Raw genomic sequence first — 21,023 nt, 5'->3', positions numbered from 1 at the left:
TTTGTCAGTGCATGTTTGCCCGCGACACCAGGCCAACTACGCGGGTATAGGCCTGCGGCGCAAGACGTTTGATGTTCCAGCCGATCTTGGCGTCGAGTTGTGGCATGCAATAGAGCTCACCGCGATCGTGAGCATCCAGGCAGGTCCGTGCGACCTTATGCGCCGAGAACCCGGTCCAGCGCATCAGCGTGTTGGCGAGGTCGCTGGATTCCTCGCTGATCCGGCCCGATGCCACGATATTGGTCTTGACGAACGTCGGACACAACACGGTGACCCGGATGCCGGTACCGGACAATTCGGCGGCCAGCGTTTCGGAAAGCGAGAGCACGCCGGCCTTGCTGACGTTGTAGGCAGCCATGCCGGGAGCGGCACCGAACGCTGCCGCCGAGGCGACGTTGATGATGCCCCGTGCGGCGTGCGCGGGCCCGGCCTCGCGCAGGATCGGGGTGAACACGTGGCAGCCGTGAATCGGCCCCCACAGGTTGATGCCCAACGTCCATACCCAATCATCCAGGGGCACATCGCCGATGGCTGCGCCGCCGGCGCCGACACCGGCGTTGTTGATGATCAGCGTGGGAGCGGCCCCGAAGAAGGACCGTGCTTCTTCGGCCAGCGCGCGAACGTCGTCGATTCGCGAAACGTCGCAGCGGATCGCGATCGCCTTCGCGCCGTGTTCGGCGATGGCGTCCGCGGTCTGTTGCGCGGCGACCTCGTCGATGTCACTGCATACCACCGTGCCGCCACGGCGAGCGAGCTCGACGGCGAACGCGGCCCCGATCCCGCTGCCGGCCCCGGTCACCACGGCCAACGCGCTGTGGCTGGTGGTCTTCGACGTGCCGAGCAGTTTGTCCAGTGGTCCGAGCACCGTCAGCCCACCTCGTCAACGACGGCGCGGGCATCCTGCAAGGCGTGGGCGATGAACCGCGCAACGTAGCCCATGGCCTTTGCCGCTTCAGGCGTCATGCGCGGAAGTGCTTGGAACACATGGACTTGGTGCGGCCAGACCTGCAGCTCGCAGCGGCCGCCGGCGGCTTTGATGTCGGCGGCCAACTGCCGCGCATCGTCCTGCAGCATCTCGGCCCCGCCGGCCTGAACCAGGGTCGGCGGCAGCATCACACCGCCGGCGACGTCGAGTGTCAACCGAGGATGGGTGAGTTCGATTTCCGGGTGGTACAGCGCGACCAGACGGGCCGCGTCGGCGACTCGGATGGCGGGATCGGGACGAATCTTCTCGCGAGCGAGTGCGAGTGCGAACGTCATGTCGATCAGCGGCGAGAACAGCACCAGCGCGGCAGGAGAGTTCGCGGCGACCTCGGGCTGCAGCAGCATGTCGACCGTCAGGTGACCACCCGCCGAATCACCGGCTATCACAATATTTTTCGTCGGCACGTCACACGTTTGCACCAGCCAGTCCCAGCCTGCCCGGACATCGTCGGCGGCGGTCGGAAAACGATGACGCGGCGCCAACCGATAGTCGACGCTGAACACCGGCAAGCCGGTCAGCGATGACAGCCAGGATGTCAACCGCCGGTGGGTCTTTGGCGAACATACGGCATAACCGCTGCCGTGCACGTAGTAGATCGCGCCGAGTTTGCGCGACGAATGCCTGGTTTCGCTGGTCGGCGTCCGGGGCCCGTACACCCATTCGCCCTTGACCCGGCGACCGTCGGGCAGTCTCGTGTCGACCAGTTCAACGCGGGTGCCCGACAGTGAGGGGCCGAAGGTGGCCATCACCCGCGCGATCATCTGGCGCGACAGCCAGATTCCCCACGGGCGCTCGGGCGGCACCAGCCCACTGAACGGCCGCAGGGTGTAGGTGCTTACCGCCGCTGCGCCGCGGGACCGCAGTGACCCGCGGGCCGGAACGATGTCCGCCATGCAACGCAGTCAACAGCAAATGGTGACATTCGTCAATGGCAGGTTTTGTCCGGAGCGGTTGTCAGTCCGCCCATTGAGTCGTGAAGTTGGCAACCGACTCCGTGACGCGACGACGGGCCGCCGCGGGATCGGCAAACGCTGTGGCCAGGCCTTCGACGGCACGGTCTGCCAGCGGACGCCATTTCTTTACCCAGCCGTCGATTACCGATGTGTTGGCGGCGTTGGCGTTCAATGCATAGCGGGCCAGGGCGGCGCTCCACGCCTGGCTGCGGGTGGTGTCGACGCGGGACTCCTGCAACAGCGCGGCGGTCAAACCGTCACTGTTGGATGTGGCGAGATCCACGAACGCCTCCTTCAACAGCGCGTCGAGCGCCGGCTTGACCACCAGGTTCAGCGCGGTGAATGCCTCACCCCAGTCGTAGGCGAGCAGCAGGCGCTCAAGGGTTTCGCGGGCCGGCTGCCACGCCTCGTCGATCTCCCAAATCCTCCGTGTCGCTTCGGTATTGGCCAGGTGTGTGCCGTGACTCAGCGAGAGTGACTTAGCCCGGTAGGCGGTCCATTGCAGGGTGCGCAGTTCGTCGGCGCCTTGGAAGAACGCCGCGTTGGTGATGTAGGCGCTCGGCGCCAGTTGCCCGACATAGAGGCCGGTGATCTGTAGGACGTGATAAGCGTAGCGAGCCGGCAGGTAAATCCGATTCAGCGTCTCGACCCAGCTGGCGTCCAGCTGCGCGTCGTGGTCGAGCGCCTCGTAGTGGTCGACGACGCCCTCGGCGTAGACCTCACGGTCGTGCTGCAGCGCGATGTAGCGGCGATAGTTCAGTGCGGCCGGATCGCGAAAGCCTTCCCAGCTGTCGGCTTGCAGCGGTGAGCCTTCGCGATATTTGAGGTACCACCGGTTGATCCCGCTGGCCGCATCGAGGTCGAAGGGAGCGGGCTTGCGATTGAAGTGGTAGTGGAATCGACCGGTCACGGCCTCGTACTCGGTTGGCTTGCGCCGGGTGTCGCCGGCGATACTCCACGTCTTGAGCCGTCGGGGCGTGGCGGCAGTCATCTGTCAGTCCTCTCGATCCAGGTACCAGTGCAGCTCGTCGTCGCCGACGTAGCGGATCCGGCCGGCAAACCCCACCAATGCCGGCTCCAGCGTGGCGAGCGGGAATGGCTGTCCCGCAGCGGCTTCCAGACTGGATCGGGTGACGCGCAGGAAGCGCGGCGCGTGAATGCGCACATAACCGGCATTGTCTTCGATGACGACCGCGGCATCGGGGTTGTCGGCGTAGATGGCGTCGGTGAGCGCCGAGACGATCTCGGGATCAAAGCCCCGCACCACGGGACCGACAAGCTTGGCCTGCTCAGCTGCTGCGGTCATACTTGGCTCCCATCTTCGATAAGCGATACGACGATGTGGTCGCCATCGCGGCGCACCGGGTGGCTGCGTAGCCGGCAGCCGGCGGGATTCACGCCGGCGCCGGTGTTCAGATCGAATTCCCAGCTATGCGCGGCGCATGTCAGTACGTCGTCGTCGACATTGCCCTCGGCCAGTGGGTAACTCGCGTGCGGACACCGGCCGTCGTAGGCGCGGATCTCCCCATTGCGCAAGTGCGCCAGCAGGATCGGCCGATCACCGACATAGAACTCGGCGATTTCGCCCTCCCACAGCTCGTCGATGGTGGCGACCGGTGTCCACGTCTGGGTGCTAGTCATAGAAGGCCTCGACGTGGTCAAGTGGTCCGACACCGGACGCGGCGATACCCACGTGCGGGTCGAGCACTTTTCCGTTGTGGCGCAGCCTGATCGGTGCATCGCGCTTGGCGACGCGATGGCCGACGACGTGTTGAGCGATCGCCGCACCGACTGCCTCGACGGTGTCGGCGTCGTCGACCGGGACCAGTAGTTCGAGCACATCCCCTTCGAACAATGCGGTCAGCGGAAGTAGCGCCATGAACCTAGCCCTTCGACCCGTTCTTCGAACCGTTCAATGCCCACGCGTAGTCGTCGGCGTCCTGGCCCTGCTCCTCGGCTGAGAGCCCGAAGTACTGCAGCACGGTGCCGAGGTCCGGTGGGCTGATCTCTCCGGAAAGCACCCGGTCGATCAGCGATTGGTGGCCGGCGAATCGGTCCGGCCGCTGGGCGAAGACCCATCGGCACGGCTCCGAGCAGAACAGGTACTTGCGCCCGTTGTGCACATGGGTCGGCGGGGCCGGATCGGTGTGCGCGCCCACGATTACGCCCGCGGCGCGAACCACCGGCAGCTGGCACAGGTTGCAGGTGATCGGCAGCGTCTCGGGCAGGGTTGCCGCGATATCGCCGTTGCGGACGTTCTCGGTGATGACGTCCCAGTGTTTGCCGAAGTCCCGGTTCCAACCCGGGTACTTCTCCTCAAGCCACAGCCGTTCGGCTTCGGACACGCCGGCGTCGGGATTCCACCACACCGTGGGCCGGTAGTACCACACGCCGAGGTGGATGGCGTGGTGATACCAGGTCAACTCGTTGATGAATTCGTCCCAATACCAAGGAAACTCGAGCCCGTAATCGCGGAACTGGTTGGCGAATTGCTTGACCACCCAGTCCTCGATGAACTCCTTGAAGCTCATCCGCCGGCTGTCCAGCGGCGTGTAGTAGTCCATCGACAAACCGGTCAACAGTGCGAAAATTCGCCACGACCGCCAGAACATGTGGTCGATCAGGAACTGGCCCCACTCGGCCTCACCGTTGTCGATAAGCACCTTGATCGTCGGCTCGCCCTGTTGGGCGTGGCGCGCCTCGTCGGTCTGGATCGAGCTGATCAGGGCGCCGAACTCCAGGTCACCCACGTCGATGGCGTCGGCGGCCATACCGAGGAACTGTAAGTTGGTGAAGCCGGTCTCCAAGGTGAATGTCAGCTGCAGTGCGATGGACAAGGCGTCGTTGGCCACGAACATGTCGTCGAACAAATAGCGGACGGCTAGCACGATCCAGTTATTGGTGTGAAATGCCTTGAGTGCCCAGTCGCCTCGTGGTTCCTTGTCGAGCAGACCGAACGGGAAGAACGCCTGGATTTGACCGTGCCGGACCTCATCAAGGGTGCCGAAGGTGGCGGTGTTGCGCCACGCCGCGGAGCGGCCAAACCGGGCCATCCGGGCTTCACCGATGGACGCCAGGTACTCGGGCATCGTGATTGCCCCGTAGTGCGCGACGATCACCGACTTCCAACCCGGATCCAGTTGATCGAACAAGTTCGAGCGCCCGATCGCGTTCTTCAACGAGTACGTCGTGGTGTCCTTGGTGACCTGGTTGTGAACGTACTCGCGGTAGCCGATCTTGTAGGGCTCGTCCCATTTGAGCCAGCTCTCGGCGGAGACGCGATGCGTCCCGGACAGCTCATCAGGAAACACCTCGTCGTCAGTGACGTAGCGGAAGGTCCAGTTGGTGTCGCGAGCGAGGTCGTACCAGTCACTGCGTGCGAGTTTCGGCATAGGTCGTCCTTGGTGCCTCGGTGAACTGCGTGAATTACGAAGTTGGCCTTCATGATGAGGTATATTTCAAGGACTCCTAAGGGTTCTGCTCACGCAGATTCGCATCGTCATCTGCGTTGGGCTGCCAGCGTTACGATCCGGTGCGAACTCGATGGACAGCAGAGGAAGAAGGCCGGCGTGACCGTTGCTGACGAATACCGGGCGGACGACGCCACTCACGGCCGCGCGCCGGGCCTGCTCAACGAGGTCGAGTTCTGAAGTCCGAAGGGGCACGGCATCGCAGCCTCGATTCGAAGATCGTCGCGGCGCTGGATCGCGTGGGTGACGCGCTGCATGTGCTCGCGCGCCGTAACGCGGAGGCGCACGATCTGTCGAGCACTCAGATGCGGGTGTTGGTCTGGCTTTTCGTCGGACCGCCTCCCGTTGCGCGCAGCACCGCGCTCGCCCGCGAACTCAATGTCGCCGATCCCACTGTCAGCGATGCGATCGCCGCGCTGATCCGCAAGGGCCTGGTGGTGCGTACCCGAGATCCGCAGGATGGACGCCGTCACGACCTGGTGTTGACCCAAGCCGGCCGCAAGGCCGCGACCGAAGTGTCCCGGTGGACGGCGCCGGCGGAGATCGCCACGTCGAAGCTGGACCGAGTCGAGGCCGAGCAGTTGCTCGACAGCTTGCTGGTGGTCATTGCGAGACTGCATGAGGCACAACTGCTTCCGGTTGTGCGCGCGTGCAGCACCTGTGTGCAGCTGGAAACAATCGCAGCCGACACGCGACGCTATCGGTGCAGGTTCTACGACACGCCGATGTCGGTCTCCGACCTACGGGTCGACTGCGCCGAACACGTCACCGCCTAGCGCATCGTCGTGGAGCTGCCCTTCCCGGCAGCCACGTGGCTAGTCCATCTGGTAGCGGTATCCGGACAACCGAACCTGGTTTCCGCCGGCGCGTTTCGCCTCGTACATCGCGGCGTCGGCGGCCTCGACCAGGCTTTCGATGATCTGGCGCCCGGGACTTTCGACCACCATCGGCAGACGAACGCTGCTGACACCCACGCTGGCGGTCACGTACCAGGGGGTCGCGGCAATGGCCACCCGCATGGCCTCGGCGGCTTGGAGTGCTTCCTGCTTCCCAATGCTCTCGGCGACCAGGAATTCCTCCCCGCCGACGCGAGCGATCACCGTCTTGCCGTCGCGAATTCGGCGGAGGCTGTCGGCAACGGCCACCAAGATCCGGTCTCCGGTCGCGTGACCGTAGGTGTCGTTGATGCGCTTGAAATTGTCGAGATCGATCATCAACACGCTGATGCACAGCGGGCGCTCGTCCCCGGCGAGCAGCTTGGGCGCCATTCGATAAAAGCCCCGCCGGTTGCGCAGACCGGTGAGCGGATCGGTCGAGGACTTCAAGGCGTCCACCGACAACCAATGCACGAGGACCTGACCGCAGAACGGTACTGCCAGCAGCCCTGCGCTGAGCACCAGCCAATTCGCTGTTGCGATCAATGCGTCGCTGTTCGCGGCGATCCGGGCGGCGCAGATTGCTGCCGCACCCGACGCGGTGCCGAGCGTGAAAACCAACACGCGAGCCGAGTGAAAGAACGCGACGTAACCCGCCAGGCCGCCGAATGCCGCACACCCGAGCATTCCGTTTCGCGGGTCGGTCTGCGCAATGCAGACCACCGCGATGCCCAGCGCGCCGACCATTGAAAAGATCTTGGATTGCGCCCGGGTCGGCCAGCACCGCCCGTATACCAGCGCGAACCCCGCGAGGATCGCGATGGCCGCCACGGCGGCCGCGCGCTGCGCGGGTGCGTGCGGACCTGACGGGCTGCTGAGCATCAACACCGTCGCTGCCACCAGGGTGGTCAGGATCGCGACGAGCAGGAAGCGGACAAACGGCTTCAGTCCGCGCGCAGCAAGGTATTCCGACAGCCAGTCGTAGTGGTCGGGCTGCCGCCACCACGCGCTGATCCACCCCATTTACCGACGCCCCTCGCCCCCGGTGACGTCGGAAATCGACGGCGCCGACCAAACCTTCGGTCGTATGCTACTTACCGGTTGCTGAAATGCAGGGCTGTTCGCGCAAAGCGGGATCGCGGAGCCCGGTGGGCAGGCGTCGTCGGCCTTTCAATTGCCGCTCACTTGCCGCGCTGGAGTGCGAACACCGGGATGACACGCGTGGTCTTGGTCTGATAAACCCCGAAATTCGGCGATCTGGACACTACCTGGTCGAACAGCGAATCGCGCTCCTCGCCCAGCGCCTCGCGGGCCATGGCCTCGAACGATTCGGTGCCTATCTCCAGGCGCACCTGTGGATTGGCGCGTAGGTTGTGCACCCATGCGGGGTCGTTCGGTGCGCCGCCACGCGAACCGATGATCACCAGGGCGTCATCGATCGGGAAGTACGCGAGTGCGGTCAACCGCGGCAGGCCTGACTTGGCGCCGGTCGAGGTCATCAACAGCACGTTGACTTCCTCGAAGACGCCGCCGACCTTGCCGGCGTTCTGCCGAAACTCGTGAATGATCTGCTGGTTGAACGTCTGCAGTGCGACCGTGTCGGTCCGAAACAGCTCGTCGTCGAATTTCTGCACCCCGCCGAGGCTAGGGCGCCCCGCGCCGAACGCGGGCTATCGCCGAGCCGGAAAACGACGGTTGTCAGGCAGCAAGTCGTGATCGGTTGGTACGCATAGCTTTTTGCCCGTGATATGGGCGCTGTTGGGAAAGTGAATTGCCGGCTGCCCAAGCCGGGTTCATGATGCTAGTGGCCCGGGCCGCCCGACGCGGTCACTTGGCCGGTTCGGCAATCACAAAGGAGTCGGAATCGTGAAGCTCGCAGAGGCTTTGTCGCTTCGCGCGACTGCGGCGCGGCGGATCGAGCAGCTACGCACTCGCATCGTCAACAACGCTCGATATCAAGAAGGCGAAGAGCCCGCTGAGGACGCGTCGGCCCTGCTGACCGAGGTCGGCGAGGTGCTCGATGAGTTCGAAACTCTGATCCGGCGTATTAACCGCACCAACGCCGCCACCACCGTCGACGCGGACGGCACCCTGACCGATGCGTTGGCCCGCCGCGACGCGTTGCGCCACCGTCACTACGTGGTGACCGTGGCGGCAGATGCCGCTGCGGGCACCAGCCAGCCCAGCTACTCGCGCCAGCTGCGATCCGAGCTGAAAATGCAGTCCGCCTTGCCTGTCGCCGAGTTGCGCGCGCAGGCCGATGTGCTGGCACGCGAGCTTCGTGAGTTGGACATGCGGATCCAACGCTCCAATTGGGAGGTAGATCTGCTGGATTAAGAAGGTGGAGCAGGTAGTTGTCGCGAAGGCGTGCACAAGCCCTGATCGGCGGGCGAAGTCCGGTCTCTCCTGGCGCACGAAGGGCAGTGCAGAGGGTCCGATTCCCTCATCACATCGCAGCCCAGCATTGCGCACCGGTGACGGCGCACAGCACACAGCACATCACCACGTGCAGATTCGTGACAATGAGGGCGGGCACGGGGCATCCACCTCGGGAAGCGCCGGCCGAAAAGCTTTCGGCGGATAATCACCTCCGATGGCCGAGATGCGGCCCCAAGGGGAGAGTGTGGCGATGATCCACGGAAAGTCGGTCGTTGTAACGGGTTCCACGTCGGGTATCGGGCTTGCGATCGCACGGGCTTTCGCCGCCGAGGGAGCCAACGTGACCCTCAATGGCTTCGGTGACCCGGAGGCTGTCGAGCAGCAGCGGTCCGACATCGAAGAGACTTTCGGGGTGACGGCGGCATATTCGGGCGCCGACGTGACCAAGCCGGACGAGATCGCCGACATGATCGGCGACGCCGAACGGACCTTCGGATCGGTCGATGTCCTCGTCAACAATGCCGGGGTCCAGTTCGTGGCGAAGCTGGAGGACTTTCCGATCGAGAAGTGGGACGCGGTGATCGCGACGAATCTGTCGGCGGTGTTCCACACGTCTCGGTGCGCACTGCCGGGGATGAAACGGTGCGGCTGGGGCCGGATCATCAACATCGCCTCGGCGCACGGGTTAGTCGCGAGTGCGGAGAAATCGGCCTACGTGGCGGCCAAGCATGGCGTGGTGGGGCTGACCAAAGTGACGGCGATCGAAACCGCCGAGCACGGCATCACCTGCAACGCAATCTGTCCCGGGTGGGTCATGACCCCTCTGATCGAGCAGCAGATCGAAGCGTTCGCCACGTCGGCGGGGAAGTCTTTCGACGAGGCCAAGCAAGAGTTCGTCGCCGACAAGCAGCCGATGGCGCGCTTCACCCGCCCGGAAGACGTTGGGGCGCTTGCGGTTTTCCTGGCCGGCGAGGCGGCGGCCACCATCACCGGTGCCAGCTACTCGATCGACGGCGGCTGGACCGCTCAATGACGCCCTAGGTGGTGTGCGCCTGCCGCAGCGGGCGACTGCGTACCAGGGTCGGCCACCAGAACCACGGCCCGAGAATGCGCAGAATGCACGGCACCACGAACGACCGCACGATCAAAGTGTCGAGCAGCAATCCGATGCACACGGTGGAACCCACCTGGCCGATCGTTCTCAGATCGCTTGTCAGCATTGCCAGCATCGTGAACGCGAACACCAAGCCTGCGGACGTCACCACACCGCCGGTGCTGCCGAGCGCGCGGATCAGACCGGTGTGGATTCCGGCGTGCAACTCCTCTTTGACGCGAAGGATCAACAGCAGGTTGTAGTCCGAACCGACCGCCACCAGGATGATGAACGTGAGCGGCAATATCAGCCAGTGCAGCGGCAGACCGATGAGATGCTGCCAAACGAGGATGGAAAGCCCGAACGCGCCAGCGTAGGAGAAGGCCACCGTCAGCGGAATTACCAAGGCCGCCATCAGACTTCGCGTCAGGAACAACATGATCAAGAAGATCAGCACGAAGGCGGCGATGGCCACGATCAGCAGATCGGACGCGGCGTATTGCTTGATGTCCTTGTTGGTTGCTCCGGAGCCGCCGATATACACTTTCGAGCCGGCCAGCGAGGTCTCCTTGAGCGCCACCGTGATGGCGTTGGGGAACTGTTCGACGTGCTGCACACCCTCTGGGCCGTTGGCGTCTCCCTCGTGGGTCACGATGATCCTGGCGGCCTTGCCATCCGGTGACATCAGCAGCTGCATACCGGTTTTGACGTCGTCGTTGTCGAAACCCTCGTGGGGGATATAGAAGAAGTCATCGCTGCGGGACTGGTCGAAGTCGAGCCCGACATTGATCTGGTCGTCGAAGGTCTGGTCGGTCTGCGTGGTCTGCAGGGACGACTGGCCGTAGGTGTTGACCAATAGATTGGCCAGCGCCTCCGAGTCGTCGGCCGTGAGTTTGAGCTGCGTGATGATTTGCGGCAAGGTCTTGTCGATGACCTCGAGCGAGGCTACGGCGTCCTTGATGTCGTCGGCCATCTTGTCGAGGCCGTCGATGGACTCGAACAGCGACCTGAATGCGTAACACACCGGAATGTCGAAACAGTGCTTCTCCCAATAGAAGTAGCTGCGCATCGGCCGGAAGAAGTCTTCGAGGTTGGCCAGGTTCGACCTCAACTCGTCGGTGACCTTTTGCATGTCCTCCATCGTGAGGACCGTCTTGTGCATTTCGTCCGACATCGTCTCGAAGAAGCCAATCTCCTTGCGCAAGACCGCGACCGTGTGCTGCGTGATCTCAGCCTGCTCGCTGGTATTGGCGTTTTGCCGCTGGTTGAACGGGAGCTGTTGGCCCAGACCGCTGCCCTGCGTGGTGAACAGGTAAGGGATGTGGGCATGTTCCAACGCTCGACCCATGGGCCTGGTGATGCTCTGCACCATCGCGACGCCGGGGAGGCGTTCCAGAGCCTTGGCCGCGCGGTCCAGTGAGATGAAGTCGGCCGAGTTTCGCAGGTCGTGATCCGACTCGATCATCAGCAGCTCCGAAAAGAGCTTGCTCTTCGGGAAGTGCCGATCCGCCGCCTGGAAGCCAAGATTGGCGGGGGAATCGTGCGGCTGGTACTGACGGTCGTCGTAGTTCTGGCGGTACGTCGGCACGAAGACCGCCCCGAGCATGACGGCGGCGGTGCTGGCCGCCAGGATCGGCACCGGCCATCGGACCACGCTCGTCCCGATCCGCCGATACCCATGCGCCTTGGCCTTGCTTCTCGGGTCGAAGAGCCCAAAAAGGCTGCCCACGGTCAAGAAGGCCGGACCGAGCGTCAGCGCTGCCGCGATGGTGAACAGCATGCTGATCGCCACCGCGGGCCCCATGGTGTGAAAGTAGTTGAGGCGCGCGAAAGTCAGGCAGTAGCACGCCCCGGCGATCGTCAGCCCCGAGCCGAGGATGACGGGCGTGACGCTCTTATATGCGGTGTAGAACGCCTGCTCCCTGCCCTCGCCGTCGTGTCGCGCCTCGTGGTAGCGGCCCATCAAGAAGATGCCGTAATCCGTGCCCGCGCCCAGGGTCAGCGCGACGACGATGTTCACCGCGAATGACGAGAGCTCGATGTAACCCAGATGCCCAAGGGTTGCGATCACGCCTTTCGCGACCAGCATCTCGAACAGAACTCCGGCCAACGGCACAAACAGGATGACGACGGAGCGGTACACCAGCAGCAGCATCGCGATGATGAGAAAGATCGTGACGATCGTGATGTTGTTCAAGCTCGAATTCGCAATGCCGACCGTGTCCGAAGCGAGCGGCGCCGCGCCGCTGACGTAAACCTTGAGCCCGGGCGGCGGTGGGTCCTTCGCGACGATATCCCGAACGGCCGCAACGGATTCATTCGATTGCATTTGGCCGATATCGCCGGCCAGGCGCAACAGCACGTAGGCGCACTTGCCGTCGAGGCTCTGCGCGCCGGCCGCGGTGATCGGCTTGCCCCAAAGGTCCATCGCGTACTGCACATGCCTGGGGTCTTGCTTGAAACGGCGCATCAGATCGTCGTAGTACTGATGATCCGGGTCGCCCAGGGACCGGTTGGCTTCCAGCACGATCATGGCCAAGCTGGTGGAATTGGACTCCTGGAACTTCGCGCCGATGGACAACAGTGCGCGCTGCGATGGCGCGTAGTGCGGGACCAGTGGTCCCGCGAGTTCTTCGGCGACCCGCTCAACCTGCGGCATGAAGGTGTTCGTCGACACGGCCAACAGCGCCCAGAAGGCGATGATCGGTATCGCGAAGATGCGGACCATTCTGGGGACGAAAGGTCGCTTCGCCAGGGGCTGCGACCGATGCTCGCTCATGCGGACTTCACCAGGCAAAAGACGTGTGCGTCCTGATGGGCATCGGACTGTTCGGCGCGGACGACACCGTTCACCCGCAACCGGCAGCCGACTTGACCACCGTGGACCTGCGCCGAGATGCTGCCGGACACCACGGTCAAGGTGGTCGACTCCGTGTGCGACCACGGCAGCGTCGTGAGATCAACCCGATGCGGATGTCCGTCGACGTCTACCCAGACCAGCATTCCGCCATCTCCGACGGAGCCGAACAACTCGTAGGTGAGCCGTTTGATACTGAATTCCGGCGGTGCCGCGGGCTGATTGACGGTGATGACCGGCGGGGGATCGGAGAACTGGTGCACCTTCCACATGGCCACCCCGCCGATGGCGAGCGCAATGACGGCAACCAGCGGCATCCACACTCGTGCCAAGACGGTCCTGCCGACCGAACGAGGGCTCACTCGATCACCTTTTCGGACTCCGGTTAAGGCCTTGCGCTCTCATCCCATCCCCGCCCTCAGGCCGCCCAGATAGTAGACGGTCATGTGCCCAATGCGATCGACTGATGGTAAAGAGTAGCGGCTTCGAGCCAAAACGAGAACACGATGACCACGGACGTTGCCACTCCCCGGGGTTCACGGCAACGGGCATGCGCCCCGTCGCGCCGATTGCAGCACGAACCCGTGCGCTCATGGCTGTTTGCTTAGGGCGCTGCCAGCGCGTGAAAAGGCGCGTCAGAAACGGTGCGAGCGGCGCTCGTGCTGTTGCTCACGACAATTTCCGCAAACGCCTTTTCAACCTCGCGCTGCGCAGGATCTGAGTCGTGAAGTTCAGCGAGGCGAGCATGGGGAACAGCCCGAGGAATGTCCGCTCCGACGGCGTCGCCCCGTGCAGGTGGTACAGGCTCCCGAACACGTAAAAGCAACCCACCGAGAACAAGGCGCCGGGGATGCTGAACGTCAGCAAGGAGCTGCGGACGGCCACGATCTGCTTGGCGTAGTCGAGTTCTTCTTGCGACATAGGTTCGCGTTTGCGCACCTTGGTGGTGACCACTCTGGCGATGCCGATTTCGTCGGCTATCGGAGGGGAAGGTCGTTGTCCCAGGCGCACGACGTACACGGCAGCAATGCTGGCGAACACCAGGGCCATTACCAGGGCAACGACGGTGAGCAGTCCGTACAAACCTTGCACCATTGCCCGCTCCTTGCCTCACGGTAGCCGTTGTGGACGCGACCGAGCACTAGCTTAGGCCCGAGCCGGCGGCGCGGGGAATCACTGCCAGCCTTTGGTCAGGCGGCGGTAACGGTTCGAGCTCGTTTCGGTTATGGCGCCGCACGTCGGGCGCTGCCGCGGATCGCGCGGTTTAACAATGCGGGCATGACGCAATCGCGGGAGTCCGACGATGGCGCGTGAGATCTCGCGGCAGACGTTTCTGCGCGGTGCCGCCGGAGCGATAGCGGCCGGCGCGGTGTTCGGCACGGGCCGATTCGGCTCGGCCCCGGCGACCGCCGCGCCGAATGCCACTGGTTGGGACGGTCTTTCGTCGGCGCTTGGCGGCAAGGTGCTGCTGCCGGACAGCCCGCAATTCGGTTCGGCCAAGCAGGTTTTCAACACCAACTACAACGGTCTGACCCCGGCCGCGATAGTCACCCCGACGTCGGCGGCCGACGTGCAGAAGGCGATGGCCTTCGCCGCGGCCAACCATCTCAAGGTCGCTCCGCGCAGTGGTGGACACTCGTACATCGGCGCGTCGACGGCTAACGGCGCCATGGTTTTCGACCTGCGTCAGCTGCCCGGGGGAGTCAACTACGACGCCGCCACCGGGCAGGTCACGGTGACGCCTGCCACGAGTCTGTATTCGATGCACGAGACGCTGGCCGGTGCGGGCCGGGGTCTGCCGACGGGCACTTGCCCCTCGGTGGGCGCCGCGGGACACGCGCTGGGCGGCGGAATGGGTGCCGACTCCCGGCATGCCGGCCTGCTGTGTGACCAACTGACCTCGGCCCAGGTGGTGCTTCCCGGTGGCCAAGCGGTCACCGCCTCGGCCAACAGCAACCCGGACCTGTTCTGGGCGTTGCGCGGGGGCGGGGGTGGCAACTTCGGGGTGACCACCTCGCTGACCTTCAACACCTTCCCCACCCACGACGTCGACGCCGTCAACCTGAACTTCCCGCCACAGTCGTTCGCACAGGTGCTCGTCGGCTGGGCCAACTGGTTGCGTACCGCCGACCGCAACAGCTGGGCATTGGCGGACAGCACCACCGACGGATTCGGAACGGCCTGCCGCATTCTCGCGACCTGCCCGGCCGGATCGGGTCCCAGCGTGGCCAACGCCATCGTCTCGGCCGTGGGCCTGCAACCGACCGGCACCGAGAACCACACCTTCAACCGTATGGACCTGGTCCGGTATCTGGCCGTCAACAATCTGAACCCGCAGCCGCTGGGTTACGTCGGCGGGTCGGATGTCTTCCAGAGCCTCACCCCGGCCGCCGCTCAGGGAATTGCCGCCGCGGTCAACGCTTTTCCGCGCGGCGCCGGCCGCATGCTCGCCATCATGCACGCCCTGGACGGTGCCCTGGCCACCGTCGCCCCGGGTGCCACCGCCTACCCGTGGCGCCGCCAGGCGGCACTGGTGCAGTGGTACGTCGAAACCGGCGACCCGGCGGCCGCGACCAACTGGCTCAGCACGGCACACCAAGCGGTGCAACAGTACTCGGTCGGCGGCTATGTGAACTACATCGAGGCGAACCAGCCGCCGGCGCGCTATTTCGGGCAGAACCTGTCCCGGTTGTCGGCCGTGCGGCAGAAGTTCGACCCGGGCCGGGTCATGTTCTCCGGGTTGAACTTCTAGCCATTCCGTCGAGTGTGCGCCGGTGGCGTCGAGTGTGCGCTCAGGGCGCCGACACGCCACGCCGGGACGGGCCCGCCGTCAGTGCACCCTCGACGCCGCAGGAGCCAAGACAGCGCCACCGCAAACGGATGCCGGTCGGCATCCCATCGCCGGATGCGCGGCGACTCGGTGACACCAAAGCCTTGCGCGGGGCCGTGCTGTGTCCGGGATCACCCGGGTGCCTTGGAGGGGGCTTAGTAGCAACAGCGCAGGGAGAGAGGATAGGGTAACCAAACAAATTAGGGCAGCCTGTGCTAATTCAGGGAGGTTTTCGTGGTGCGTGCCCCCGCGGGCTCGGAGAGCATCCGTGCGGAGGTGGCCGAACTGGTCGGCATCGGTGTTGACGCTGTTCAGCACGCTGGCAACCTGCGGTGTCGAGGCCTTGGCTCGCTGCGAGAGACGTCGCCGGCCGGCTGGTCGCGACGAGTGGCGGCAGGGTCCCAGCCCCACTCGGCCGTCGCCCTCGGCAACGCCGCCCATGGATCCGGTGAGCATCATGACCTTCCGTGACCTGATCAGCATGCCTTCCACATTTCCGTCCTGGGTCAAGCTGGTTCCCGGGCGCAAGTCGACTGACGGCGCCACGGTGGTGTTTCCACACGCCGGCGCGGCCGCCGCGAGCTACCGGCTGCTGGCTGCCGCGCTGGCTGCTGGGGGCGACATCTACATCGTTCAGTACCCGCAGCGCGCCGACCGGCTCGCCGAACCTGCCCACGAGACCGTGCACGACCTTGCCCTCGGGCTCTTCGAGGCCGGGCCTTGGCGCAGCGTCGCACCGTTGCGGTTGTTCGGGCACAGCATGGGCGCCGTAGTGGCGTTCGAGTTTGCCCGGGTGGCCGAAGAGCGCGATGTCGCCGTGCGGAAGCTCTGGGCTTCCGCGGGTCCGCCGCCGTGTGTCGTCGCCGACATGCCCGAGCTGCCGACCAGCGACGACGGCGTGCTCGCCGAGATCGCCGACCTCGGCGGTACCGATCCCGAACTGCTCGCCGACGAGGAATTCTCCGAGCTGCTCACCACCGCGATGCGCGCCGACTATCAGGCCTTCAATCGCTATGACCCCAGTCCCGATATCCGCATCGGCACCGACATCCACGTCCTGGGCGGCCGCGACGATCACCGCATCGCGATCGACGTGCTGCGCCAGTGGGAACGGCATACCGCCGGGTCCTTCGAGCTGTCGGTGTATGACGGCGGCCATTTCTACGTCTACGACCACGTCGATGCGATCGCCGCACAGGTGAATGCCGATGTCTGACAACGGGGTCCACGACACCGAGGTCGATCCGGTCGTGATCGTCGGGATGGCCGTCGAAGCACCCGGCGGTATCGACACCGCCGACAGCTACTGGGACCTATTAGCGCACGGCCGTGAGGCCTTGGGCCGGTTTCCCACCGACCGCGGCTGGTCGGTCGCCGAACTGCTCGCCGGTTCGCGCCGCAGTGGATTCAAACAGATCCACGATCGCGGCGGATTCCTCAGCGGGGCAGCAACATTCGATCCAGAGTTCTTCGGGATCTCGCCCCGCGAAGCGATCGCGATGGACCCACAGCAGCGGGTGACGCTGCGGGTGTCTTGGCGGGCGCTGGAGAACAGCGGCATCAATCCCGACGACCTGGCCGGCCACGATGTGGGCTGTTTCGTCGGCGCGTCCATGACCGGGTATGGGCCCGAAATGGCGGAGTTCTCCCGGCACAGTGGCCATCTGCTCGCCGGGACGGCGCTGAGCGTGATCTCGGGACGGGTGGCGTACACGCTCGGGTTGACCGGCCCCGCGCTCACCCTCGACTCCTCCTGCGCGTCGGCGCTGGTGGCCTTCCACGTCGCGGTGCGCGCCCTGCGCGACGGCGATTGCGACCTGGCGCTGGCCGGGGGAGTCAACGTACTGGGCTCGCCCGGTTTCTTCGTCGAGTTCTCCAAGCAACACGCACTCTCCGACGACGGCCACTGCCGCCCCTACAGCGCGCAGGCCAGCGGGACGGTCTGGGCCGAAGGATCGGCAATGTTTGTGCTGCAACGCAAATCGGCGGCGCTGCGGGCCGGTCGCCAGATCATCGCCGAGGTCCGTGCCACCGCGGTCAACCAGGACGGTCGCAGTGCCGGTCTGTCCGCCCCCAGCGAGGAGGCGCAGGTCCGGCTGTTCCGCCGCGCGATCACCCAAGCCGGAATCCAGCCCGACGAAGTGGGCATGATCGAGGGGCATGGCACCGGTACCCGGCTCGGCGATCGCACCGAATTACGTTCGCTGGCGAAGACTTACGGTGACACCGAGCCCGGCGCCGGGGCGCTGCTGGGTTCGGTCAAGTCCAACCTGGGTCACTCGCTGGCCGCTGCCGGTGCGCTCGGGTTGGCCAAGGTTCTCGTCTCGGCCGAACACGGTGCGGTACCGGCCACCCTGCACGCCGACCAGGCCAGTCCGGAAATCGACTGGGATGGGCAAGGTTTACGCCTGGCGCAGACCCTGACTCCGTGGCCGGCCGTTGCCGGACACCGCACGGCCGTGGCGTCGGCCTTCGGGATCGCGGGTACCAACGCGCATCTGATCGTTTCCGTGCCAGAGGTGGCATAGTGCTCGATCGCATGCTGCCTGACCGCCGTGTCCCGGTGCTGCTCACCTCGCACGACAAAGACCTGATTCCCCGGGATGCCGCGGCGATCCTCGACTACCTGGACCGCACCGGCAACGCCGCACCGGATCTGGCGGCGTCGGTCGCGTCGACGTTGTCGCGGTTGCGGCGGCTGCGGCGTCACCGTGCGGTGGTGCGGGCAGCCGACCGGGCCGAGCTCGTCGACGGCTTGTCGGCGCTGGTACGCGACGACGAGCACCCCCTGATCAGCCGGTCGTCGAAGAGCTCGGCGCCGCGCATCGCTTTCGTGTTTCCGGGGCAGGGCAATCAATGGCAGGCGATGGGAGCCGACGCCTACCGGGTGCTGCCGGCCTATCGGGAGACCGCGGACGAGTGCGGGCGGGCGTTCGTCGCGGCCGGGTTACCCTCGTCGCTGCCTTACCTGGTGGGGGAGCAGGAGCAGAACTGGTCGCGCACGCAGATCCAGGGTGCGCAGTTCACCCACGCGGTCAGCCTGGCCGCGGCATGGCGAAACTGCGGGGTGGTTGCGGAGGTCACCATCGGGCACAGCCTCGGTGAGGTGGCGGCGGCCTACGTGGCCGCGACGATCACATTGCCGGACGCGGTCCGATTGGTCGGCGCTCGCGCGAGCGTCGTCGACCGGCTGACCGGCCGGTACGCGATGGCGGTGCTGGGCATCGGCCTCGAAGAGGCGGAGTCCCTGCTGACCGATGTGCCCGGCTGGCTGGAAGTTTCGGCGGTCAACGGGCCGTCGTCGACCGTGGTCTCCGGTGAGCACGACGCGGTGGCCGCGGCGGTGCAACTGGCGAGGCGTCGCGGCATCTTCAATCATCAACTGTCCGTGGACTATCCGGGTCACACCAGCGCACTGCGGCCGTTGCGGACTCCGTTGATCGAGCTGATGCCCGATTCGGGCTTCCGGCGCGGCGAGGCACGGTTCGTCGGCTCGACGTTCGGCAGCGAGGTGGACGACGGCATCGACTTCGCCGAGTACTGGTACGAGAACCTTTGTGGTACGGTGCGATTCGACCGTGCCGTGCGACATGCGCAGAAGCTGGGTGCCGACACGTTTGTGGAACTGTCCGCGCACCCGTCGCTGCTCTATCCGCTGGCAGACATCGTCGACGAGGAGTCGGCGGTGGTCGTCGGGTCGGGGCATCGCGACAAACCCATCGTCGAGGCGCTTTCGGCGAACATCGCCGCCGTCGCGACCGCAGATCCCGGTAGCCCGTGGGGCACAACCATCCCGGATGGTATCCGGGCGCCGCTGCCGAAGTTCCCGAACGCGCCGATGCGGGCGGTGCACCTGTGGGCGACGCCGGAACCGCTGACCGACACGGTCGCGGTGCCGGCGTTGACCGCTGCCGTTGAGGACTGGCAGCAGGTGACGTCGACGACGGGTGCAACCGGTTGCAGCATCGGGTTTTTCGGTGAGGACGCTGCGAGCGCGTTGACGCGGCAACTGATCGCCGCCGTCGCCACGCACGACGGCTGCCGGGCGGTGCCGCTCGGCGAAGCAGAAATCGTCGTGGTGGTCGCCCCGGAACTCGACCGGCTGGATGCGCTCGCCGCGATCGACCAGATCGCGCGACGATCCGACGCGGGCCTGCCCGACTACGCCGCGATCACCGGCCCCCGTTGCCGGGCCGTGTGGTTGCTGACCGTCGGTGCCGAGCAGGTCGAGCGAGAGGATCCGACTGTCTCGCCCGCACAGGCCGCCCTGGCGGCGATGCACCGCAGCGTCGGGTTCGAATTCCCGGACCAGATCTTCGGACACCTCGACCTGCCCAGCCGCGATGTCGACGCCACAACCGCGCTCGAGGTCGTCCAAGCGCTGATCGGTGAAGGGGCAGAAATCGCGGTGCGGGGGACCGAACCGCCCCGACGCTATGCTCGGACGTTCCGGGAGTGCCGAGACTCGGCAATCAGCCGGCCATTGGGCGGCGCCGCCCTGGACCACGTGGTGATCACCGGCGGCAGCGGTGCGATCGGCCTGCGGTACGCGCGGTACTGCATCGAGCACGGGGCACGCACGGTTACCCTGTTGAGCCGCAACGGCGTTGACCCCGACACGTTGGCACGGCTTGCCGAGAACCATGACGCGGTGGTGCAGGCCCCGCGCTGTGACATCACCGACCGCGCCGCGCTGTCCGCCGCCGCGCTCGAATATGCCGGCTCCGGTGCGTCGTTGCTGATACACACCGCCGGCATCGCGAAAGCGGTGGTGCGCGAGGATCTCACCGGCACGGATGTAGCCGAGGTATGTGAGGCGAAGGTTCGCGGATTGGCACTGCTGGCCGAGGTATGGCCGATGCGGCCCGACTGTCGGATTCTGGCCTGCTCGTCGGTATTTGGCGTGTGGGGCGGCTACCACCATGCGGCGTATGCGGCGTCCAACCGGATGCTCGACGTGCTGGCCGCCCAGTTGCGGGCCAGGGGCCGGGACTGCACGGCGATTCGATGGGGACTGTGGCAGGCCGCCGGTGTGGTGGCGGCCCACGAGATCACCCGCACCGAGCGCTCGGGATTGATCGCCATGGACCCCGAATTGGCGATCGAGGCCAGCCTGCACCGTTACGACGGCGATCCCCTGATTTTCGACGCGGACTTCGACCGGCTCGCGGTCTTCTTCGAAAGCCAGGGAATGCCGACGCCGTTCAGCGGCTCGCTCGGCGAGAGTTGTGAGCATGACAACGGCTCGGCTGTGCGACCGGTCGCCGACGTGGTGCGTGCCGAACTGGCCGCGACACTGCACTTGGGTGATTCGTCGTCGATTGACTCGAGTGCCTCGCTGATCGACCTGGGTGTGGATTCGTTGCTCGCGCTGGATCTGCGCAAGCGGCTGCGTCGGACGGTGGGGAACTCGGTTCCGGTGGCCCGCATGCTCGGTGGCATCACCGTCCACGAATTGATCGATGCGGTGGGCGCCGGCTCAACCGGCGACCCGAATGCCGCGCCGACGTTGGGTGCCGCCGCCGCTGCGGCCGGAGCGCACCATTCGACGCTCGCGATGCTAGAAAGGTTGGACTCCTAG

Annotated in this window: 19 protein-coding genes; 7 read left to right on the top strand and 12 right to left on the bottom strand. The window is 65.4% G+C overall.

What is annotated here, in order from left to right; all coding sequences use genetic code 11:
• Window positions 1-4: 4 nt before the first annotated feature.
• From AAHS21_RS13225 to AAHS21_RS13195, 7 genes are all read right to left on the bottom strand, one after another.
• Window positions 5-865, bottom strand: coding sequence for an SDR family NAD(P)-dependent oxidoreductase (locus tag AAHS21_RS13225; RefSeq protein WP_342928111.1), 861 nt, complete (start codon window positions 863-865; stop codon window positions 5-7).
• Window positions 866-867: 2 nt separating this feature from the next.
• Window positions 868-1,878 carry an alpha/beta hydrolase gene (locus tag AAHS21_RS13220; RefSeq protein WP_342928110.1) on the bottom strand — a complete coding sequence of 337 codons (1,011 nt, stop codon included), beginning with the start codon at window positions 1,876-1,878 and terminating at the stop codon, window positions 868-870.
• Between the two features lie 61 nt (window positions 1,879-1,939).
• Window positions 1,940-2,929: a toluene hydroxylase gene (locus tag AAHS21_RS13215; protein ID WP_342928109.1), complete on the bottom strand. Its 990-nt coding sequence runs from the start codon at window positions 2,927-2,929 to the stop codon at window positions 1,940-1,942.
• A gap of 3 nt (window positions 2,930-2,932) precedes the next feature.
• Window positions 2,933-3,244, bottom strand: coding sequence for an MmoB/DmpM family protein (locus AAHS21_RS13210; protein ID WP_342928108.1), 312 nt, complete (start codon window positions 3,242-3,244; stop codon window positions 2,933-2,935).
• A complete protein-coding gene (locus AAHS21_RS13205) occupies window positions 3,241-3,579 on the bottom strand; it encodes a Rieske 2Fe-2S domain-containing protein (RefSeq protein ID WP_342928107.1) in 339 nt (112 codons plus the stop codon). The genes AAHS21_RS13210 and AAHS21_RS13205 overlap by 4 nt, the downstream gene beginning before the upstream one ends.
• On the bottom strand, window positions 3,572-3,817 hold the full coding sequence (locus AAHS21_RS13200; RefSeq protein ID WP_342928106.1) for a toluene-4-monooxygenase system B family protein: 246 nt from the start codon (window positions 3,815-3,817) through the stop codon (window positions 3,572-3,574). Before AAHS21_RS13200 ends, AAHS21_RS13205 begins: the two co-directional genes overlap by 8 nt.
• A 4-nt stretch (window positions 3,818-3,821) precedes the next feature.
• On the bottom strand, window positions 3,822-5,330 hold the full coding sequence (locus tag AAHS21_RS13195; protein WP_342928105.1) for a toluene monooxygenase: 1,509 nt from the start codon (window positions 5,328-5,330) through the stop codon (window positions 3,822-3,824).
• A gap of 317 nt (window positions 5,331-5,647) precedes the next feature.
• Here AAHS21_RS13195 and AAHS21_RS13190 point away from each other — a divergent pair, with 317 nt between their 5' ends.
• On the top strand, window positions 5,648-6,184 hold the full coding sequence (locus tag AAHS21_RS13190; protein WP_342928104.1) for a MarR family winged helix-turn-helix transcriptional regulator: 537 nt from the start codon (window positions 5,648-5,650) through the stop codon (window positions 6,182-6,184).
• Window positions 6,185-6,223: 39 nt separating this feature from the next.
• On the opposite strand, the gene AAHS21_RS13185 is transcribed toward AAHS21_RS13190, so the two are convergent.
• Window positions 6,224-7,306, bottom strand: a complete 1,083-nt coding sequence (locus AAHS21_RS13185; protein ID WP_342928103.1) for a GGDEF domain-containing protein — start codon at window positions 7,304-7,306, stop codon at window positions 6,224-6,226.
• 158 nt (window positions 7,307-7,464) lie between these two features.
• Window positions 7,465-7,917 carry a nitroreductase family deazaflavin-dependent oxidoreductase gene (locus tag AAHS21_RS13180; RefSeq protein ID WP_342928102.1) on the bottom strand — a complete coding sequence of 151 codons (453 nt, stop codon included), beginning with the start codon at window positions 7,915-7,917 and terminating at the stop codon, window positions 7,465-7,467.
• Between the two features lie 232 nt (window positions 7,918-8,149).
• Here AAHS21_RS13180 and AAHS21_RS13175 point away from each other — a divergent pair, with 232 nt between their 5' ends.
• Window positions 8,150-8,620 carry a DIP1984 family protein gene (locus tag AAHS21_RS13175; protein WP_342928101.1) on the top strand — a complete coding sequence of 157 codons (471 nt, stop codon included), beginning with the start codon at window positions 8,150-8,152 and terminating at the stop codon, window positions 8,618-8,620.
• A 256-nt stretch (window positions 8,621-8,876) separates the two neighbouring features.
• Window positions 8,877-9,695, top strand: coding sequence for a 3-hydroxybutyrate dehydrogenase (locus AAHS21_RS13170; RefSeq protein WP_342928100.1), 819 nt, complete (start codon window positions 8,877-8,879; stop codon window positions 9,693-9,695).
• A 4-nt stretch (window positions 9,696-9,699) separates the two neighbouring features.
• Here AAHS21_RS13170 and AAHS21_RS13165 read toward each other — a convergent pair whose 3' ends face one another.
• The 3 genes from AAHS21_RS13165 to AAHS21_RS13155 all read right to left on the bottom strand — a co-directional run bounded on the left by AAHS21_RS13165 (window position 9,700) and on the right by AAHS21_RS13155 (window position 13,707).
• The gene (locus AAHS21_RS13165) at window positions 9,700-12,534 is read right to left on the bottom strand and encodes an RND family transporter (RefSeq protein WP_342928099.1); all 2,835 of its coding nucleotides are present in this window, start codon (window positions 12,532-12,534) and stop codon (window positions 9,700-9,702) included.
• Entirely contained in the window at window positions 12,531-12,929 is a 399-nt protein-coding gene (locus tag AAHS21_RS13160) for an MmpS family transport accessory protein (RefSeq protein WP_342928226.1), read from the bottom strand. The genes AAHS21_RS13165 and AAHS21_RS13160 overlap by 4 nt, the downstream gene beginning before the upstream one ends.
• A gap of 352 nt (window positions 12,930-13,281) precedes the next feature.
• Window positions 13,282-13,707, bottom strand: a complete 426-nt coding sequence (locus AAHS21_RS13155) for a hypothetical protein (protein ID WP_342928098.1) — start codon at window positions 13,705-13,707, stop codon at window positions 13,282-13,284.
• Window positions 13,708-13,915: 208 nt separating this feature from the next.
• Between AAHS21_RS13155 and AAHS21_RS13150 the strand changes: the two genes are divergently transcribed.
• The 4 genes from AAHS21_RS13150 (at window position 13,916) to mbtD (ending at window position 21,023) form a co-directional block, all read left to right on the top strand.
• The gene (locus tag AAHS21_RS13150) at window positions 13,916-15,364 is read left to right on the top strand and encodes an FAD-binding oxidoreductase (RefSeq protein ID WP_342928097.1); all 1,449 of its coding nucleotides are present in this window, start codon (window positions 13,916-13,918) and stop codon (window positions 15,362-15,364) included.
• 535 nt (window positions 15,365-15,899) lie between these two features.
• Window positions 15,900-16,658 (top strand): alpha/beta fold hydrolase, encoded by a 759-nt coding sequence (locus AAHS21_RS13145; RefSeq protein ID WP_342928096.1) that lies wholly within the window; start codon window positions 15,900-15,902, stop codon window positions 16,656-16,658.
• Window positions 16,645-17,970: a polyketide synthase gene (locus AAHS21_RS13140; protein ID WP_342928095.1), complete on the top strand. Its 1,326-nt coding sequence runs from the start codon at window positions 16,645-16,647 to the stop codon at window positions 17,968-17,970. Before AAHS21_RS13145 ends, AAHS21_RS13140 begins: the two co-directional genes overlap by 14 nt.
• The gene (mbtD, locus tag AAHS21_RS13135; protein ID WP_342928094.1) at window positions 17,970-21,023 is read left to right on the top strand and encodes a mycobactin polyketide synthase MbtD; all 3,054 of its coding nucleotides are present in this window, start codon (window positions 17,970-17,972) and stop codon (window positions 21,021-21,023) included. The genes AAHS21_RS13140 and mbtD overlap by 1 nt, the downstream gene beginning before the upstream one ends.

It is taken from the genome of Mycobacterium sp. 050272 (genome assembly GCF_039023525.1).
Taxonomy (GTDB): Bacteria; Actinomycetota; Actinomycetes; order Mycobacteriales; family Mycobacteriaceae; genus Mycobacterium.
The sequence above is the reverse complement of the archived record's forward strand: the minus strand, read 5'-3'. Positions and strand labels throughout refer to the sequence as shown.

Excerpts from the sequence above, each read along its gene's own strand:
- AAHS21_RS13220 (WP_342928110.1), bottom strand. The coding sequence starts at position 1,878 with ATGGCGGACATCGTTCCGGCCCGCGGGTCACTGCGGTCCCGCGGCGCA.
- AAHS21_RS13215 (WP_342928109.1), bottom strand. The coding sequence starts at position 2,929 with ATGACTGCCGCCACGCCCCGACGGCTCAAGACGTGGAGTATCGCCGGC.
- AAHS21_RS13210 (WP_342928108.1), bottom strand. The coding sequence starts at position 3,244 with ATGACCGCAGCAGCTGAGCAGGCCAAGCTTGTCGGTCCCGTGGTGCGG.
- AAHS21_RS13205 (WP_342928107.1), bottom strand. The coding sequence starts at position 3,579 with ATGACTAGCACCCAGACGTGGACACCGGTCGCCACCATCGACGAGCTG.
- AAHS21_RS13200 (WP_342928106.1), bottom strand. The coding sequence starts at position 3,817 with ATGGCGCTACTTCCGCTGACCGCATTGTTCGAAGGGGATGTGCTCGAA.
- AAHS21_RS13195 (WP_342928105.1), bottom strand. The coding sequence starts at position 5,330 with ATGCCGAAACTCGCACGCAGTGACTGGTACGACCTCGCTCGCGACACC.
- AAHS21_RS13185 (WP_342928103.1), bottom strand. The coding sequence starts at position 7,306 with ATGGGGTGGATCAGCGCGTGGTGGCGGCAGCCCGACCACTACGACTGG.
- AAHS21_RS13170 (WP_342928100.1), top strand. The coding sequence starts at position 8,877 with ATGGCCGAGATGCGGCCCCAAGGGGAGAGTGTGGCGATGATCCACGGA.
- AAHS21_RS13165 (WP_342928099.1), bottom strand. The coding sequence starts at position 12,534 with ATGAGCGAGCATCGGTCGCAGCCCCTGGCGAAGCGACCTTTCGTCCCC.
- AAHS21_RS13160 (WP_342928226.1), bottom strand. The coding sequence starts at position 12,929 with ATGCCGCTGGTTGCCGTCATTGCGCTCGCCATCGGCGGGGTGGCCATG.
- AAHS21_RS13155 (WP_342928098.1), bottom strand. The coding sequence starts at position 13,707 with ATGGTGCAAGGTTTGTACGGACTGCTCACCGTCGTTGCCCTGGTAATG.
- AAHS21_RS13150 (WP_342928097.1), top strand. The coding sequence starts at position 13,916 with ATGGCGCGTGAGATCTCGCGGCAGACGTTTCTGCGCGGTGCCGCCGGA.
- AAHS21_RS13145 (WP_342928096.1), top strand. The coding sequence starts at position 15,900 with ATGACCTTCCGTGACCTGATCAGCATGCCTTCCACATTTCCGTCCTGG.
- AAHS21_RS13140 (WP_342928095.1), top strand. The coding sequence starts at position 16,645 with ATGCCGATGTCTGACAACGGGGTCCACGACACCGAGGTCGATCCGGTC.